This window comes from Lysobacter firmicutimachus (assembly GCF_037027445.1).
GTDB lineage: Bacteria > Pseudomonadota > Gammaproteobacteria > Xanthomonadales > Xanthomonadaceae > Lysobacter > Lysobacter firmicutimachus.
In genome coordinates this window covers 2,761,937-2,779,313 of sequence record NZ_JBANDL010000002.1, presented here as the reverse complement: position 1 = coordinate 2,779,313, position 17,377 = coordinate 2,761,937, and the positions used below count along the sequence as shown (strand labels likewise).

At 71.4% G+C, this 17,377-nt stretch carries 17 protein-coding genes; 4 read left to right on the top strand and 13 right to left on the bottom strand.

Features of this window, described 5'->3' with window-relative positions; all coding sequences use genetic code 11:
• Window positions 1-101 precede the first annotated feature (101 nt).
• The 7 genes from V2J18_RS12260 to purB form a co-directional block, all read right to left on the bottom strand.
• Window positions 102-1,007, bottom strand: a complete 906-nt coding sequence (locus V2J18_RS12260) for a GNAT family N-acetyltransferase (protein ID WP_336131910.1) — start codon at window positions 1,005-1,007, stop codon at window positions 102-104.
• Complete coding sequence (locus V2J18_RS12255) at window positions 1,004-2,239, bottom strand: JmjC domain-containing protein (RefSeq protein ID WP_336131909.1); 1,236 nt, start codon at window positions 2,237-2,239, stop codon at window positions 1,004-1,006. The genes V2J18_RS12260 and V2J18_RS12255 overlap by 4 nt, the downstream gene beginning before the upstream one ends.
• A gap of 53 nt (window positions 2,240-2,292) precedes the next feature.
• The gene (locus V2J18_RS12250; protein ID WP_336131908.1) at window positions 2,293-3,234 is read right to left on the bottom strand and encodes an ankyrin repeat domain-containing protein; all 942 of its coding nucleotides are present in this window, start codon (window positions 3,232-3,234) and stop codon (window positions 2,293-2,295) included.
• Window positions 3,235-3,295: 61 nt separating this feature from the next.
• Window positions 3,296-4,744 (bottom strand): Tle-like phospholipase domain-containing protein, encoded by a 1,449-nt coding sequence (locus V2J18_RS12245; RefSeq protein ID WP_336131907.1) that lies wholly within the window; start codon window positions 4,742-4,744, stop codon window positions 3,296-3,298.
• A 97-nt stretch (window positions 4,745-4,841) separates the two neighbouring features.
• Window positions 4,842-5,285 (bottom strand): VOC family protein, encoded by a 444-nt coding sequence (locus V2J18_RS12240; protein ID WP_336131906.1) that lies wholly within the window; start codon window positions 5,283-5,285, stop codon window positions 4,842-4,844.
• A 102-nt stretch (window positions 5,286-5,387) separates the two neighbouring features.
• Window positions 5,388-6,305 carry a subclass B3 metallo-beta-lactamase gene (gene bla, locus V2J18_RS12235; protein WP_336131905.1) on the bottom strand — a complete coding sequence of 306 codons (918 nt, stop codon included), beginning with the start codon at window positions 6,303-6,305 and terminating at the stop codon, window positions 5,388-5,390.
• A gap of 198 nt (window positions 6,306-6,503) precedes the next feature.
• Entirely contained in the window at window positions 6,504-7,880 is a 1,377-nt protein-coding gene (gene purB / locus V2J18_RS12230) for an adenylosuccinate lyase (RefSeq protein ID WP_336131904.1), read from the bottom strand.
• A gap of 317 nt (window positions 7,881-8,197) precedes the next feature.
• On the opposite strand from purB, the gene V2J18_RS12225 reads away from it, so the two are divergent.
• The 4 genes from V2J18_RS12225 to yiaA all read left to right on the top strand — a co-directional run bounded on the left by V2J18_RS12225 (window position 8,198) and on the right by yiaA (window position 12,964).
• Window positions 8,198-9,733: a class II fumarate hydratase gene (locus V2J18_RS12225; RefSeq protein ID WP_336131903.1), complete on the top strand. Its 1,536-nt coding sequence runs from the start codon at window positions 8,198-8,200 to the stop codon at window positions 9,731-9,733.
• 430 nt (window positions 9,734-10,163) lie between these two features.
• Window positions 10,164-10,331 (top strand): hypothetical protein, encoded by a 168-nt coding sequence (locus V2J18_RS12220; protein WP_336131902.1) that lies wholly within the window; start codon window positions 10,164-10,166, stop codon window positions 10,329-10,331.
• Between the two features lie 331 nt (window positions 10,332-10,662).
• Window positions 10,663-12,384 (top strand): GGDEF domain-containing protein, encoded by a 1,722-nt coding sequence (locus V2J18_RS12215; RefSeq protein ID WP_336131901.1) that lies wholly within the window; start codon window positions 10,663-10,665, stop codon window positions 12,382-12,384.
• 169 nt (window positions 12,385-12,553) lie between these two features.
• Window positions 12,554-12,964, top strand: a complete 411-nt coding sequence (gene yiaA, locus V2J18_RS12210) for an inner membrane protein YiaA (RefSeq protein WP_064748318.1) — start codon at window positions 12,554-12,556, stop codon at window positions 12,962-12,964.
• A gap of 45 nt (window positions 12,965-13,009) precedes the next feature.
• Here yiaA and V2J18_RS12205 read toward each other — a convergent pair whose 3' ends face one another.
• The 6 genes from V2J18_RS12205 to V2J18_RS12180 form a co-directional block, all read right to left on the bottom strand.
• Entirely contained in the window at window positions 13,010-13,282 is a 273-nt protein-coding gene (locus tag V2J18_RS12205; RefSeq protein WP_336131900.1) for a DUF2884 family protein, read from the bottom strand.
• Between the two features lie 311 nt (window positions 13,283-13,593).
• Window positions 13,594-14,388, bottom strand: a complete 795-nt coding sequence (locus V2J18_RS12200; RefSeq protein ID WP_336131899.1) for a GIN domain-containing protein — start codon at window positions 14,386-14,388, stop codon at window positions 13,594-13,596.
• Between the two features lie 125 nt (window positions 14,389-14,513).
• Window positions 14,514-15,461 (bottom strand): ABC transporter permease, encoded by a 948-nt coding sequence (locus V2J18_RS12195; RefSeq protein WP_064748320.1) that lies wholly within the window; start codon window positions 15,459-15,461, stop codon window positions 14,514-14,516.
• Window positions 15,462-15,541: 80 nt separating this feature from the next.
• Window positions 15,542-16,426 (bottom strand): ABC transporter ATP-binding protein, encoded by an 885-nt coding sequence (locus tag V2J18_RS12190; protein WP_064748313.1) that lies wholly within the window; start codon window positions 16,424-16,426, stop codon window positions 15,542-15,544.
• Window positions 16,423-16,800, bottom strand: a complete 378-nt coding sequence (locus V2J18_RS12185) for a GntR family transcriptional regulator (protein ID WP_064748312.1) — start codon at window positions 16,798-16,800, stop codon at window positions 16,423-16,425. The genes V2J18_RS12190 and V2J18_RS12185 overlap by 4 nt, the downstream gene beginning before the upstream one ends.
• 3 nt (window positions 16,801-16,803) lie before the next feature.
• Window positions 16,804-17,277 carry a hypothetical protein gene (locus V2J18_RS12180; RefSeq protein WP_064748311.1) on the bottom strand — a complete coding sequence of 158 codons (474 nt, stop codon included), beginning with the start codon at window positions 17,275-17,277 and terminating at the stop codon, window positions 16,804-16,806.
• Between the last annotated feature and the right edge of the window lie 100 nt (window positions 17,278-17,377).

Genomic DNA, 17,377 nt, shown 5'->3' with positions numbered 1-17,377 from the left:
GGGTTTCAAGCCGTACCGGCGCGGCGGCGGGCGCGGCCGGCGCGGTTTAGCCGGGCCTCAGATTCGGCCCGGCGGCGGGCTTCCCCGGATAACCGTCCCGTTCAAATGCCCAGGGCGCGGAACTCGCTGCAGGGCCGGGCGCGTTCCCATACCGGCAGGAACTGCGCGCGCAGCTGACGGGCGCGGGCGCCGCCGTCGATCCGGGCCTCGCCGTCGTAGCGATGGCCGAGCGGGCGGAAATACCAGCCGTCGCGGTCGTTGACCACGAACGCCGAGGGATAGTCCAGGTCGACCGGCTCCTCGATGGCGCGGAACTCGAAGCCGCTGGGCAGGCGCTGGGCCAGGCTCAGCAGCGGCGCCAGACTGCGCTGCGGGGTCTGCGGGTCCTGCAGCAGGATCCGGCTGCGGCCGCCGGAGGTGGCCAGCCGGCGCAGCGCGGCCAGGGCTTCGGGGCGGTCCAGCAGGCCGGGGTCGAGTTCGCGGCTGTAGATCGACAGCTCGCGGCGGGCGCCGGCGGCGGCGCCGATCAGCGCGGCCAGCGCGCCTTCGGCGTCTTCGACCGGGTTCGGGGCGTCGAGCTGGCGCTGCATGTCCTGGTGTTCGATCCCGGCCTCGAGGAAGCGCGGGCCGTGCGGCAGGAAGCCGTGGCGGGCGTAAAAGCCGACCGTCGGCGTTTGCGCGTGCAGGCTCACCCGGCGCCAGCCCAGTGCCTTGGCGCGGGCGATCAGGGCCTCGAGCAGGGCCTCGCCGACGCCGCGGCCGCGCCATGGCGCCAGCACCGCGAGCCGGCCGATGCGCCGTTCCGGGGTCAGCCGGCCGGTGCCGATCGGGCGATCGTCGGCATCCAGCGCCAGCACGTGCCGGCACAGCGGGTCGCCGGCGAGGTCGTGCTCCAGTTCGGCCGGCACCTGCTGCTCCTGCACGAACACGGCCTGGCGTACCGCGCGCAGGGCCGGCAGGGCGGCGGCGTAGTCCTGGACCTCGACCACCCGGAACCCGGCGTTCATTCCTCTTCTCCGTCTCCGCCCAGGCCGTCCTCGGCCTCGTCTTCGTCCAGGCCGAGCCGGTAATGGCCGGCGGCGAGCAAGGCCAGCACGCATTCGCGCCCGGCTTCGGACAGGGTGGTGTAGGCCGCCGCGTCGAGTTCGGCCGCACCGGCCAGGGCTTGTGCGTCGCGGGCGGGCAGGGCGAATTCCTGGCCGCTGACGTACAGCCGCGCCGCGGCGCCGCGGCGATGGGCGCGGCGCCAAGCCATCCGCGACCAGGGGTGGCGCCACAGGCCGGCGCCGCGTTCCAGGTCCCACTCGATCTCGATCCGTGAGCGCGCCGGCGCGCCGCCCGCCGACACTTCGCCGGCGGCGCGATAGACGGTGATGAAGCGGCCGAACCAGTCGCCGAGGCGGTCGGGGTCGTTCATGCGCAGCACGTTCAACGCTTCCACCACCCGGCCCATCGCGGTGGCGTCGATTTCGTTGGGGTCGCGCGGCGGCGCCAGGTCCGGGTCGGCGTAGCGCAGGCTCTCGTCGGCTTCGGCGGCGAGGGTGTCGATGTAGTCGCCCATCAGCTCGGCCGCGGACGGCGCGCGCATGCCGACCGAGAAGGTCAGGCAGGCGTCCTCGGCCACGCCGTGGTGCGGCACGCCGGGCGGCAGGTAGAGCATGTCGCCGGGACCGAGCACCCAATCGTGGCTGGGCGCGAACTCGCGCAGCAGCTTGAGCTCGGCGTCGGGACGGAAGTCCTGCGGCGCGCCGGGGCGGGCGTCGATCTGCCAGCGCCGGTGGCCCTGGGCCTGGAGCAGGAACACGTCGTACTGGTCGGTGTGGGCGCCGACCGAGCCGCCCGGGGCGGCGAACGAGACCATGATGTCGTCGATCCGCCAGCGCGGCAGGAAGCCGAACGCCGGCAGCAGCGCGGCGACGTCGGCGTCCCACTTGTCGACGTCCTGCACCAGCAGGGTCCAGTCCTGGGTCGGCAGGCCCGGGAACTCGGCTTCGTCGAACGGGCCGTGGCGCAGCGAGTAATGGTCGCGGCTACGATCGTGCTGGATCAGCCGCGCCAGCACGCCTTCTTCGCAGGCCAGGCCGGCCAGGTCTTCGGGCTGGATCGGCGAGCGGTAGCCGGGAAAAGCGTTGCGGATCAGCAGCGGGCGTTTTTGCCAGTAATCGCGCAGGAAGGCCGCGGCGGACATGCCCAGGGGCGGGCGTCGCGCGGCGTCGATCTCGATGGGGAGCGGTCGCATGGGCGCGGAGTTTACGCCAATGCCGCCGCCGCGACCGTGGCCCAGGCCGGCGCTCAGCGTTGCGGCAGGCGCTCGCGCAGCTCGCGTTCGCGTCGTTCGCTTTCGGCCCGCGCGTCGACGGCGGGCGCGGCGCTGCCGCCGCTCTGCGCGGCGCGCAATCGCCGCAGGTGCGCCGGCTCGCGCGGCAGGCTCAGTCCGCGCTCGGCGAGCAGGGCCTGGCAGCGCTGCTGCCACTGCGCCAGTTGCGGGAACTTGCCGGCGTCGACCGGCCACCAGTAGACGTTCTCGACCACCGGCTGGGCGCCGATGCGCTCCGGGTCGGCGGCCGCGTCGAGGCGGTGGCCCGGATCGGCGCCGCGTTCCAGCAGCCAGTGCGCCTTGTCGAACTGGCCGCGCGAGTAATACGCCAGCACGGTGTCGCCGGGGCGGCCGTGGGCGGGCGCGTCGATGTCGGCGCCGTGCTCGATCAGCAGGCGCACGTTGTCCCAGCGTCCGGCCAGGGCGGCGACCCGGGTCAGCGGCTGCCGGTCGAGGTCCTGCGCGTTGGCGTCGCCGCCGTGGTCGAGCAGAGCGCGCAGCAACTCGGGGCGTTCGGCCTTGGCCGCCCAGACCATGACCGTGCCGAGCGCGGGCACGGCGCGGTTGGGGTCGGCGCCGGCGTCGAGCAGCGCGGCCACGCCGTCGGCGTTGCCGTGCAGGATCGGCCAGGCCAGCAAGGGCAGGCCGCCCGGCGAGACCGCGTTGGGGTCGGCGCGCTCCTCGCTCACCAGGCGCCGCACCTCGTCGCCGCGCCCGGCCGCGGCCGCCTCGGCCAGGGCCAGTTCGGGACCGCTGAAATGCTGCTCCAGGTGCGGGGTGGCGGTCATGGCGGCGGGCTCGGCGATGGGATGAGGGGCGGAGGCGGGAGCGCGCTCGGCGCAAGCGCCCAGGCTCAGCAGCAGCGCCGGCCACAGCCGGCGGAAGTGCGCAGCGGCGTGGAACGGTGCGGTCGGCATGCCGGCAGTACGGGCCGTATCGACGCGGGCGCGGCAAGGCGCGGTGTAGGCGCGGCCGTGGTCACGAATCCAGCCGCTCGCGCAGCGCCGCTTCCTGGCCGCCGATATGGCTGGCCATGGAGTCGTCGAACACGCCGAAGCTGTGCCGGTCGACCATCTCCAACACGCTCGGGATGGTATCGGGTTCCAGGCCGGCCTCGATCGCGGTGGCCACGCCGGTCTCGATCGCATCGGTCGCATCGGCGGCCACGTCGCCGCCTTGTTCGACCAGATCGCCCAGCGATTCGATGCCGTCGCCCAGGGTCTCCACGCCGTCGCCGAACACGCCGACGATGTCGCCGGCCGGGCCGGGCAGGTGCTCGTCGATGAATTCGGTGCCGCTGTCGATCAGGTCGCCGAAGCCGCCGCCGATGTCGCCGAACAGGCCGCCGCCGTCGCCGACGGTTTTGGCGACGTCGCCGAGTTCGCCGATCGGCAAGCGGTCGGAAGCGGCGTTGATGCCGTCGATGGTGTCTTCGAGCGAGACGATGCCCTCGCGCGGGTTGCCCTCGGCGTCGGTCGCGTCCAGGGTCACCCGGCGGCCGACCGCGTCGGGCAGGTTCAGCACGCCCTCGGCGGTGGCGTCGGTCGGTAGCCGCACCTCGTCCTGGAACCGGTTCACCGCCAGGCCGACGCCGTTGAGGATCGCAGCGAAGCCGTCGGCGTTGTCGGCCGACAGCCCGGAGGTGGCCGCCTGCAGTTCGGTCAACAGGTCGCCGTCGACCGCGTAGGTGGTGATGTTGCCGTCGGCCTGCTCGAAGCGCAGGCCGCGTTCGGCCAGCGCGGCCTCGACGGTGGCCGGATGCACGCCGGCCGGGTTGGAGACCACGCCGCGGTTGCCGGTGACCAGGGCCGCCGCGGTGGCGAGGCCGCCGCCGAGCGAGTGGCCGCTGAAGATCACCTCGTCGCCGCCGTGTTCGGCGACCGAGCTGGCGATGTCGATGGCCTGGTTGTAATAGGCCTCGTCGTTGCCGATCGCCTGGGCGACGTCGGCGTTGACGTCCTCCAGGTCGCCGAAGTCGGTGCCTTCGAACTGCAGCACCGGCGCGGCGTCGGGGCCGAACACCGCCGGATCGGGAATGAACAGCTGCGCGTTGAAGCCCGAGCCTTGCGGGTGCAATTGCGCAGCGCTGAGCCCGTATTGGGCCAGCTCCGCGTCGCTGGCCCGGTGCCAGCCTTCCGGCACGGTATCGTCGGCGCCGAGCGAGCGGCTCAGGGTCAGCACTTCACGATCGTGGTACAGGGTCTGCAGTAGTTCGGTCTGCTGCCACAGCGCGCCGTCCTGGTCCTGCTGGGCCTGGGTGTAGCCCTGCACCAGCAGTTCGCGCTGCTGCGGGTCGGAGGTCGCGGCGTCGGCGCGCGCCTGGATCTGCTCGGCCGTCAACGCCGGCGGGGGCGGCGGCGGTTCGCGCTGCAGCAGCGGTTCGACCACGCGGGTGACGGTACCGGCGATATCGCTGACGAAAGACATGGCGGCAGCCTCGGCAGGCGGGATGAGACGGGCTGCCCGAATCTCGCCACAGCCTGCGCCGGTCCGCCATCCGGAGCGACCCGAGCTGGGGTCGACCCTAGGCGGCCGATCCAGCAGGCGATCCGGCGGGCGATCCGGCGGCCGGACCGGCGATTTCGTCGTAGCCGCGGCCGAGGAACTGCAGCAGGCACCAGCCGTGGCCGAAGGGATCGGCGATCGTCACGATCCGGCCCCAGTTCGCGGCGCGTATCGCGCCCTCCTGGCGCGCACCGGCGGCCAGCGCGCTGGCCAGGGCGGCGTCGAGGTCGTCGACCGCCACGTCGAGGTGGACCGGCGACCAGTGGCGGGCGTAGCGGCGGGTTTCCTCGCCGGCCGCCGGCGAGCCCTCCGGCTTGCGCAGCAGATACACCGGTGCGTTGCCGCCGAGCAGTTCGACCACGTCCGCGCCGAGGCGGCGGCCGACGTGCAGGCCGAAGGCGCGGGTGTAGAACGCCAGTGCGGCGTCCAGCTCGGGCACATCGATATTGATCAGCTGACGCATCAGGCGTCTCCGCAGGCGAGAGGCCCGCAGTGTGCGCAGCGCGGCGCTAAGGCGGCGTGGCGATGCGCCGCGCCGCCGTTGGACGCGACGCGAGCCATCGGTTCACGGTGCCGATGCGGCTTCCTTGGCCAGTTGCTCTTCGAGCTTGCCGTTGCCGGACGCGGCATAGGCCCGGCAGTCGTTGCTGGTGCCTTGCGGCGCCGGGGACGGTGCGTCCAGGCGGGCGAGCAGATTGCTGGCGTTGGGATGCGGCGTGACCAGGATGTCGCAGGGCAGCTCGGCGACGGTGCGGATGCTGCGCCGGAACGCGGTCACCACGCCGGGGTGCGCGGACTCGTCGCTGTAGCGGTAGACCGCGTCGGTCAACGGCGTGAGGCTGTCGGCGTAAGCGATCGCCCGGCAATCGCCGGCCTCGTCGCAGGCGCGCCAGCTCCAGCTGGTGCCGCCGGGCGTGTGCCCGGGCGTGGCGTGTGCGGTCAGCGCGATCGGACCCAGGCGCAGGGTCTCGCCGTCGCCGATGGTCTGCACCGCACGCACCGGCGCGAACGGCGACACGCTGAGGAACTGCGGATCGCCGCGGTCGCCCTTGCCGCGCTCCAGCGCGGCGACCGCGGGCGCGCGCGCGACCACGGTCGCGCCGGTGACGCGCTGCAGGTGCGCCAGCCCGCCGGCGTGGTCGTTGTGTTCGTGCGAATTGAGCAGATAGCGGACCTGGCGCGGATCGACGCCGAGCGCGCGCAGGCTGGCCTCGATCAACGGGCCGGCGCGCTCGCTGCCGCCGTCGATCAGCACATGGCCCTGGTCGGAGGTGATCAGCACCGCACTGAGGCCGCAGGTGCCGACATACCAGGTGTTGCCGTGGATGCGCCGCGGTTGGGTCGGCTGGTTCCAGTCCGGGTCGGCCGCGCAGGGCGCGAACTCGGTGCCGGCGGCGCGGTCGGGCTTGGCCGGCGCGTGCGCGACGCAGGCGGTCAACAGGCACAGCAGGGAGGCGGCGGACAAACCGGCACGCAGTCGCATCGGCACATCTCGAACGGCAGCTTGGGGCCGCCCACTATGTTCGATCGCGCCGCGCAGCGAAACCGCCGAGTTTGTTCTTTTGCAGGAGCGACGCAAGTCGCGACCGCGCCGCTCCATGTTTGCCGCGCGGCTGCCCGCAACCCGCGGTCGCGGCTCGCGCCGCTCCTACCCAGGGGCGGCCGCCAGCGGCGGCTGCGCTCAGATCTCGCGCGCCAATCGCTCGGCCAGGCCGGTGTAACTGCCCGGCGTCATCGCCAGCAGGCGCTGCTTGGCCTCGGCCGGCAGCTCCAGCGAAGCGATGAATTCGCGCATCGACGCTTCGTTGATGCCCTGGCCGCGGGTCAGCGCCTTGAGTTGCTCGTAAGGGTTGGGCAGGCCGTAGCGGCGCATCACCGTCTGCACGGCCTCGGCCAGCACCTCCCAGGACGCGTCGAGGTCGGCGGCCAGCCGCTCGGGGTTGGCGCTGAGCTTGCCCAGGCCGCGCAGCAGCGCGTCCAGGCCGATCAGGGCGTGGCCGAAGGCGGTGCCGAGCGCGCGCAGCACGGTCGAGTCGGTCAGGTCGCGCTGCCAGCGGCTGATCGGCAGCTTGGCGGCGAAATGCTCGAACAGCGCGTTGGCGATGCCGAAATTGCCTTCGGCGTTCTCGAAGTCGATCGGGTTGACCTTGTGCGGCATGGTCGAGCTGCCGACTTCGCCGGCCTTGACCGCCTGCTTGAAGTAGCCCAGCGAGATGTAGCCCCACACGTCGCGGCACAGGTCGATGCAGATGGTATCGATGCGGCGCTGGGCGTCGCAGACCTCGGCGATGCCGTCGTGCGGCTCGATCTGGGTGGTGTAGGGCTGCCAGTCCAGGCCCAGCGAGGCGACGAAGCGTTGGGCGAAGGCCGGCCAGTCGATGTCCGGATAGGCCGAGACGTGGGCGTTGTAGTTGCCGACCGCGCCGTTGATCTTGCCCGGCATCTGCGCCCCGGCCAGGGTTTCGCCCTGGCGCTGTAGGCGCGCGACGACGTTGGCGATTTCCTTGCCGACCGTGCTCGGCGAGGCGGTCTGGCCGTGAGTGCGCGAGAGCATCGGCAGTGCGGCGTAGTCGTGGGCCATCGCGCGCAGCTTCTGGATCAGCTCGTCCAGGCGCGGCAGCAGCACGTGCTGGCGGGCCTCGTTGAGCATCAACGCGTAGCTGAGGTTGTTGATGTCCTCGCTGGTGCAGGCGAAATGGACGAACTCCAGCGCCGGGCCCAGCTCGGCGTCGTCCTTGAGCCGCTCCTTGATCAGGTACTCGACCGCCTTGACGTCGTGGTTGGTGGTGCGTTCGATCTCCTTGACCCGCGCCGCGTCCTCGACCGAGAGCTCGTCGGCGAGCTTGCGCAGGCGTGCGCTCGCGGCGTCGGAGAAGGGCGCCAGCTCGACGATGCCGGGCTCGTTGGCCAGCGCCAGCAGCCACTCCACCTCGACCTTGACGCGGGCCTTGATCAGGCCGAATTCGGAGAAGATCGGCCGCAACGCGTCGACCTTGCCGGCGTAACGGCCATCGAGCGGGGACAGGGCGAGCAGGGTGGTCTTGGGATCGGCGGACATGGCACGCGGCGGGGAGGAAACAGTCCGCCATTCTACCCCCTGCGCGGGCCGCGCCGCCCGCGGCCGCGCGGAACCCCGGTGCGCGCTCGGCCGGCTCGCCGGCGACCTGACCGAGTCGGGCGTCAACGCCGCCCGCACTCGACGCCTGCCGGTGCCGCGGCGATGATGGCGCCCGCCAGCGGAATCCGATGCCAGCACGACGACCCGGTTCACGGCGGCCCCCTCGCGGCCGGTCTTGAAAGTGGGTCGATGCGATCCGATCGACACGACGCGCGGCGCAGGCGGCGCGTCTCCCCCACGACTCAATGGAGTTGGCAATGGCGAGCAAACGCAAGATTTCGGCCGCGGGCGCGGCCGGCAAGCGCGGCGGCGACAAGGCCTCCGGCAACGATCGGACCGGCGGCAAGAAGGCCGGCGGCGGCAAACGGCCCGACGCCAAGCAGCAGGCCGGCGCCGGTTTCCGCACCGAACACGACAGCATGGGCGAACTCAGCGTTCCCGCGCAGGCCCTGTGGGGCGCGCAGACCCAGCGCGCGGTGCAGAACTTCCCGATCTCCGGGGTGCCGATGCCGCGCGAATTCATCCGCGCCCTGGCCCTGGTCAAGGGCGCCGCGGCCGAGGTCAACGGCGGTTTCGGCCTGCTCGGCAAGGCCCAGGCCGCGGCGATCCGCGCCGCCGCCGCCGAAGTCGCCGCCGGCGAGCACGACGCGCATTTCCCGATCGACGTGTTCCAGACCGGCTCGGGCACTTCGAGCAACATGAACGCCAACGAGGTCATCGCCACCCTGGCCTCGCGCGACGGCCGCCACGCCATCCACCCCAACGATCACGTCAACCTGGGCCAGAGTTCCAACGACGTGATTCCGACCGCGATCCGGGTGTCGGCGCAGTTGGCGATCGTCGAATTTCTGTTGCCGGCGTTGGCGCATCTGCGCAAGACCATCCAGGGGCGTGCGCGGGAACTGGCCAAGGTGGTCAAGACCGGCCGCACGCATCTGATGGACGCGATGCCGCTGACCTTCGGCCAGGAGTTCGGCGCCTGGGCGGCGCAGCTGGATTCGGCGCAACAGCGCATCGAGGACAGCCTCAAACGCCTGCGCCGGCTGCCGATCGGCGGCACCGCGATCGGCACCGGCATCAACGCCGATCCGCGCTTCGGCAAGGCCGTGGCCAAGGCCTTGTCGGCGGCGACCGGCGCCCGGTTCGAGTCGGCCGCCGACAAGTTCGAGGGATTGGCCTCGCAGGACGACGCGGTCGAACTGTCCGGCCAGCTCAGCGCGCTGGCGGTGGCCTTGAGCAAGATCGCCAACGATCTGCGCTGGATGAATTCCGGCCCGCTGGCCGGCCTGGGCGAGATCGAATTGCCGGCGCTGCAACCGGGCAGCTCGATCATGCCGGGCAAGGTCAACCCGGTGATTCCCGAAGCCCTGGCGATGGTCTGCGCCCAGGTCATGGGCCACCACGCCGCGATCACCGTGGCCGGGCAGAGCGGCAACTTCCAGCTCAACGTGATGCTGCCGCTGATCGCCTACGACCTGCTCGATTCGATCCGCCTGCTCGGCAACGCGATGCGCCTGCTCGCCGACAACGCGGTCGCCGGGCTCAAGGTGCGCGGCGACCGGGTGCGCGAAGCGCTGGACCGCAATCCGATCCTGGTCACCGCGCTCAATCCGATCATCGGCTACGAAAAGGCCGCGGCGATCGCCAAGCGCGCCTATAAGGAAGGCCGGCCGGTGCTGGAGGTGGCGCTGGAGGACAGCGGGCTGAGCGAGAAACAACTGCGCCGCCTGCTCGACCCGGCAGCGCTGACCCGCGGCGGAATCCAGGCCGGCGGGGGCGGCGCCGGCGGCTGAATGTGCCGTGCGCCGTTTGCCGGAAAATGTGCGGGGATTTAGTTTCGCGACTCAGGTGGTATTTTGCATCGGCGCGGCTTGGATATCCTCGCCGCACCCAGGGGGGATATTCGCAAACACCCAGGCGGATAATCTCGACCCCGGCGGCGCAGGGGGCGGGGCGGACGGATCCGCTCCGGCACCGGCACCGCCGCACTCGTCGCGCGTCGCCGCCGGCCCCGGCGGAGGCGCCGATCCGGCGGCGCGAGCCGCCGGACCCGCCGCGGTGGCACGGCTTCGGCGATCGGTTATTGAGCGGTAACCGATGCGCAATGGCCGGGTTATCTTCGCGGTTTATGCCTTTCGCCCGAACGGCGCCGGATGCGCAGCGCGGACGATTTTCCCCCGACCCCCGGACCCGATCCGGTCGCCATAACCAGGAGCCTCGCTCATGAAACTCACCGCTGTGCTGCGCTACGCCGCCGTCCTGTCGCTGCTTGTCGGCACCACCGCCTGCAACCCGCAGAGCGTGCCGATCGGCGACGAGATCCACGTCGACCTGAGCGCGCAGGCCGCGCCCGCCGCGGCGCCGGCCGCCAACGCCCGCACGGCGGGCTGAGCGGACGGGCTCCATCGGGCTCCGCGGCGTAGGCCGCGGCAGCCTGGCCGCGCGCCGCGGTCCGCGGCGGCGGCGCGTGCGCGGCGAAGGCATCGGCCCGCCCGATCGGCGGGCCCACGGCGGCCGCGCACGGATCGCGCCCCGCCGCAGGTTGCGGATCGACGAATCCTGCGGGACGGTCGCGACGGCAAGTGAGGGCGGCGACGAAATCGCCGCCTCCCGGGTTACTCTTTGCCGCCGCAGGCGCTTGCGGCGCCGGTTCGCGCCGTCGCCGGCCGCGGTTGGCGGACTTTGGCGCGGCGGTTGCGGCGGGCACCATCGGATTACGGGCATGGATCGAGGGGTGTGGCGCATCGGCGGAGCGGGGCTCGCGCTGTTGTGCCTGATTCTGGTGTGGTGCGGCCCCTTGCGGGCGCAGACCGCTTTGCCGCCGCCGGCCACCGAGCTGGCGGTCGCGCGTTGGACCGGCGCCGAGGAACCCGCGTTGTGGCAGGTCCTGTCCGGCGCGGCCGCGTCGGGTTTCGCCGAGGTCGAGGACGGCCGGCTGGTGCCGACCGCGCGCCGCGAAGTGGGCTGGTGGCGCCTGGTCGCCCTGCGCGACATCGCCCCGCACAACGCGCCGCAATTGGTGCTGACCCCGCCGCACCGCAAACGGGTGGAACTGTGGCGGCCGGGCGACAGCGAACCGCTGGCGCGCGCGATCTACGGCCGCGATGCCGACTACAGCCATTCGACCCGGTTTCTGGTGTTTCCGTTGCCGCAGGGACTGCGCCGCGGCGATGCCCTGTACCTGCGGATGATCGCGGCCGACGTGGTGCCGGCGCAGGTCTCGATCCTGCCCGGCCAGGAGGTTTACCGGGGCGACATCGTGTACGTCGCGGTGCGCACCTTCGTGCTGACCGTGCTCGGCCTGATCGCCTTGCTGGCGTTCGGCCTGTGGATCGGCCTGCGCGAGCGCGGCTACGTGTTCCTGGGGCTGACCCTGGCCACGCAGATGCTGGCGATGGCGATCGAAGGCGGCGAAATGCGCGCCTGGCTGGAGCTGGGGCCGCTGGCCCTGGACCGGCGCATGGACATCATCCTCAACACCGCGGCGGTGGTCGCGTCGCTGCGTTTCTTCAGCCTGTTCCTGCGGCTGCGCGACCTGCAGCCGACCGCAGCGCGCCTGCTGGACGGTTGCTGCGTGCTGCTCGGCGGGCTGATCGCGGTGACGATCTTCAAGACCTGGCGCTACAGCGGCAGCTTCGGCAACCTGGTGCTGCTGGCCGCGATCGCGGTGGTGCTGTACGCGATCGGCGCCGCGGTATGGCGGCGCCAGCGCGAAGGCGTGTTCCTGCTGGTGGCCTGGAGCCCGTTGATCGTCAGCCTGGTGGCCCTGGTCGGCGCCTACCAGCGCTGGTGGCCGATGTACCGTTGGCTGGAGTTCGCCTATCCCTCCAGCCTGGCCTTCAGCGGCCTGGCCCTGCTGTTCGGCCTGACCTCGCGCCTGCGCCAGTTGCGCCACGATCGCGACCGCGCCCAGCACCGCGCTTCCTACGATGCGCTGACCGGCGTGCTGGCCCGCACCGCGCTGGAAGAGGCGTTGGCCGCGGCGGTCGGCCGCGCGCAGCGCAGCGGCGAGGCGCTGTCGGTGCTGTTTCTGGACATCGATCACTTCAAGCGCATCAACGACGAGCACGGCCACCGCGCCGGCGACGAAGCTTTGCGCATCGTCGCCCTGCGCGCGCGCAACCGGCTGCGCCCGGGCGATCTGTGCGGGCGCTACGGCGGCGACGAGATGGTCGCGGTGCTGATCGGCGCGCGCCTGGACGAGGCGCTGCGAGTGGCCGAGCACATGCGCCTGGCCCTGAACGATCATCCTTTGTCGATCGAGGGCCGCCTGATTCCGATCGCGCTGAGCCTGGGCGTGGCCGAACTGCGGCCGGGCGAGAGCGGCGAACAGCTGTTGCGCCGCGCCGATGCGGCCTTGTACGCGAGCAAGAGCGCCGGTCGCGACCGGGTCACCGCCGATCGCGCCGCTCTGGGCGCGGTACCGGCCGCCGGCGCGGCCTGAGGCGGCGGGTTGGATGACAGGCGTCCCGGCGCGCGGCATAGTGCGCGCGCGGGCTGGGAGCGCCCGTACGACACCGGCCGGTGCCCGCATCGGCCGCCGAACGCAGGCCGATCGCGACGCCGCCCGCGCGGCCGCTCGGCCATGGCCGCTACTACGACAAGGATCCCGAATGAATCGCGTCATTTCCCGCAAGCCCTCCGCCGCCTTCGTCGGCGCCTCCTGGGGCGCGCTGCTGCTCGGTGCGACGGCCTTCCTGATCGGCTTGTGGAACGCCGACATGCTGCTCAACGAGAAAGGCTATTACCTGACCCTGTTGCTGTACGGCCTGTTCGCCGCAGTCTCGGTGCAAAAGAGCGTGCGCGACAGGATGGAAGGCATTCCGGTCACCGGCCTGTATTACGGCCTGGCCTGGTTTTCGATGGTCGGCGCCTTGCTGCTGTTGTTCGTCGGCCTGTGGAACGCGCAGCTGATGCTCAGCGAGAAAGGCTTCTACGGCATGGCGTTCGCCTTGAGCCTGTTCGGCGCGATCGCGGTGCAGAAGAACACCCGCGATTCCGCCGGCCGCGATTACGAGGACTGAGCCGGGCCGGCCGGCACGGGCGCCGTCGGCGCCCGTGCCTGGCGTTCACTTCTTGCAATCGTCGACCGAGTCGGCGTCGACCACCGAGAACGGCTGGAACGCCGGCAGGGCGCCGGCGAGCTCGTCCTGGGCGGCGCGCAGCGACGCCATCCGTTCGCACAGGCGCAGCGCCTGGCGTTCGACTTCCTTCGCGTCGGCTTCGACCTTGCGCTCGATCGACTCGGTGTCGCCCTGGGTCAGGCCGCTGATGACGTTGCCGACCGCCTTGCCGGCCAGCGCCGCGCCGGCCTTGCCGACGGCGATGCCGTTCTGGGTCATGCCCATGGCCTGGACGTAGTAGCGCCGGCTCGCATCCAAACTGCGCCGGCGCCAGCGCGACCGCGCGGCCGTCGATGCTGAGCGCGCCGTCGGGGCCGATCTCGGCGCGGGCGCCGCCTTGGCCGCGCACCTGGATGCGGTCGCCGGAGAGGCTGACCGGCGCGATCACGTGGACTTCGGGCGTGCGGTCCGAGCAGGCGCTGCCGGCGGCGGCGACGAGCAGGGACAGGCACAGCGCGGACGCGAGCGGAAGTTTCATCGCCGAGATTCCTTGGGTATCGCCTTGAAGAGAGGGGACGCCGCAGCGGGCGTCAATCGTCTTTGGGGAGGTCGACGCGACCGGCCACGCCGGCGTGCTTCACGTCGCCGCTGCCGATCGAACGGACCCGCAGGTCGCCGCGCACGTCGCGCACTTCCAGGTCGCCGGAGCCGATCCGGTCCAGCGTCACGGAGCCGCCGACGCGTTCCAGGGCGACGTCGCCGGAACCGACCGAGCCGAGCTTGGCGTCGCCGCCGATGCCGCGCGCGAGCAGGTCGCCGGAGCCCAGCGAGATCACCTGCAGCGCGCCGATGTCTTCCAGGTCGACGTCGCCGGAACCGACATCGGCCACCGTCAGGCCCCGCACGCGGCGTGCCTTGATGTCGCCGGAACCGACGTCGATGCTGAGCGCGGCGACCCGGTCGACATCGACGTCGCCGGAACCGGTCTTGAGCTGGACCCGGGTGCTGTCCGGCACGGTGGCGTGCAACTGCATGTAGGCGTAGCGGTTGAACGCGAGGTTGAGTTGGGTCTCGCGTTCGGCGCGCACGATCAGCTTGTCGCCGGCGCGGCGTTGGCTCAGGCGCAGGCCGGCCAGATCGGCGGCGTCGGAGGCGCAGGCCCTGCCGCGGACTTCGGCGCGGGCGCCGGGCGAACCGACGATGTGCAGATCGTCGGAACCGCTCTCGAACACCACCGCCTTGACCCCGGCGAGGTCGAGCTTCAACTCGCGCGGTTGCGAATGATCGCAGCGCGGTTCGGCCTGGGCCGCCAGCGGCAGCAGGGCGAGGGCGAGCAGGCCGGGGAGCAGGCGAACGGTACGGGCGCGGGGGACGAAGGGGCGCATCGGAGGCTCCAGGGCGGGAAGGGAGTTCGATGGATGCGGCGTGGGCCGCGATGGTTGCGTTGCGGGCGGGGCCGGGTCGGCCGGATCGGGCCCCGCCGCGCCGGAGGCGGGCGGGGCCGCGGGGCTCAGCCCTCGTCGCGCCAGCGGCGCAGGCGGATCGCGCCGTACACCATGGCGGCGCCGAGGATCGCGCCGATCCACAGGTCGGCGGTGCCCAGGGCGTGCAGGCTGCTGCCCAGTTCGATCGAGCGGGCCAGCTCTTCCGGGCCGTGGATGGTCGAGTCGCGGACGTGCTCCATGCCCGGGCTCAGGTACCAGCTCGCCGGCACCATGCTCAGCAGACCGCGGAAGGCGACGGCGTACCAGATCTTGTCGTGCGGGATCTCGATGCCCGGCAGGATGTCGAGCCAGCTGACGAAGATGCAGGCCAGCAGCGGCGCGACCACCGCCCAGACGAAGGGCACGCTGCGCGCCCAGGCCGAGCACAGCATCAGCCAGCCGATGGTCGGCAGGGCCCACAGGGCGTACACCGGCAACGCGCACAACAGCTGGAAGATCAGCCGGAACGGATGCGCTTCGGTGAGCAGGGCGCTGGCGCCGGGCACGCCGTTGATCACCATCGCCAGCCACGAGATCAGCCACAGCATCGCGCCGACCACCAGCCCGATCGCCATCGTCAGCAACGGCGCCAGCACCAGGGCCCAGGCCAACTTGGACAGCACCGTCTGGGTGTCGGAGACCGGCAGCGACTTCCAGAACAGGATGCTGCGGTCCTTGCGCTCGTCGTAGATCGAGCCCAGTGCGTAGAAGAACACCACGAACACCAGCACGATGCTGACCATGCCGATGCCGCCGAGCAGGGCCACGTCGCCGGCGAAGCCGGCCTCGGAGCCGGCGCCTACGCCGATCTTGACGTTCTCCAGATCGACTTCGCCTTTGCTGACGGCGTTGCGCAGCATCACGGTGCTGGCGACCACGCCGAGCAGGGTGAACACGATCGCGATGGCGCCGACGATCGACGGCGCCCACAGGAAGCCGCCGCGGTGTTCCCAATACTCGCGCTTGAGCAGCATCTTGAAGGTCTGCAGGCGAGGCGTCGCGGCGACCGCGCGCGGCGCGGCGGGCGAGGGGGCGAGGATGTCGTCTGCGGCGTTCATGCGTAGGTTCCCTTCATGGTGGCGACGAACAGATCGGCCAGGCCCGGGGTGCGGGTTTCGCCCAGCCCGTCCAGCTGCGCGGCCGGGATGCCGTCGAACAGCATCACGGTCTTGCCGAACGGCAGCGCGCGTTCGTCGATCGGGCCGAGGTTGCGTGCGTGCACGGCCTGGTCCGGGTTGACCAGCACCTCGACGAACCGCTCGCCGAGCACTTCCATCTGGCTGTCGAGCACGACTTTACCGTCGCGGATGAACATCACGTCGGTGAGGATGTGTTCGATCTCCTCGACCTGATGGGTGGTGATCAGGATGGTCTTGTTCTCGTCGAAGTAGTCTTCCAGCAGGCGCTGGTAGAACTGCTTGCGGTAGAGGATGTCCAGGCCCAGGGTCGGCTCGTCCAGCACCAGCAGGCGGGCGTCGATCGCCATCACCAGCGCCAGGTGCAGCTGCACGATCATGCCCTTGGACATTTCGCGCACGCGCAGGTTGGGCTTGAGCTGGGTGCCGTGCAGGAAGCGCTCGCACTTGGCGCGGTCGAAGCGCGGATGCACGCCGGCGACGAAGTCGATCGCCTCGCGCACCCGCAGCCAGCGCGGCAGCACGGCGACGTCGGCGATGAAGCACACGTCGCGCATCAGGTCGTCGCGCTGGGTGCGCGGGTCGCGGCCGAGCACGGACAGGTCGCCGTCGAAGGCGATCAGGCCGAGGATGGCCTTGAGCGCGGTGGTCTTGCCGGCGCCGTTGGGGCCGATCAGGCCGACGATGCGGCCGGCCGGGATGTCGAAGGCGGCATCGTTCAGCGCCAGCTTGTTGCGGTAGCGCTTGCGCAGATTGCGCGCGGTGACGATGTGGCCCGGGTCGATGCGGATGGCGTCGGTCATGGCGTGCCCGCCTTCTGGTCGTTGCCTGCGCCGAGCAGTTCCTCGGTGCTCAGGCCCAGGCGCTGGATGCGCTCCAGGACCAGCGGCCATTCTTCTTTCAGGAAGCGTTCGCGCTCGTTGAGGAGCAGTTTCCTTGCGGCTTCTTCGGTCACGTACATGCCCAGGCCTCGGCGTTTTTCGACCAGCGCCTCGTCGGCCAATTCCTGATAGGCGCGCGAGACGGTGATGGGGTTGAGTTGGTATTCGGCGGCCACCTGCCGCACGGACGGCAGGGCATCGCCGGGCTTGAGCACGCCGTCGAGCATCATCGCGACGACGCGCTCCTTCAGCTGGCGATAGATCGGAGCGCCGTCGCTCCATTGGATTGCGGTCATGGTTCAGCCCCGCGGCAGGAAGGAGAAATAAGGCATGACGAGGTTCCGTCGGTTGCGGCGCGCGGCCTTCCCGGCCTTGCGTTTGCTTTCGGCGCTGGCCGGCTCCGCGGCCGCGGGGGGATCGATGGCCGAGGCGATCGCGGCCAGGTCGGCGACTTCGCCGGCCATGCCGGTGGCGAAGGCGGCCAGGGCGGCGCCGTCGGCGTCGCGTTCCAACTGTTCGGCGCGGGCGCCGATGCGGCCGGCGACGCGGGCCAGGTCGCCGCTGCGGGCGCGGGCGCGCTCGACATAGGCGGGGTCAAAGCGGACCCGGGTCTGGATCAGGCCCAGGTCGAGGTCGATCGGGCGGCTCTGGACGGCGTCGGCCAGATGCGGCGCGGACACGCTCGGGGCGGGCAGGGCGATCACCAGGCCCAGGACCAGGGCGCCGCCGGCGGCCATCAGGGCCGATATGGAGTTGTGGAGCTTGCGGTTCATTCGAACGTCCTGCTCGTTAGTGGGCCGGTGTTGTATGCAACTATAACACCTAAACACGTCGCGTCAATCGCCGCCGGCCCAACTAAAGTCATACTTGGCC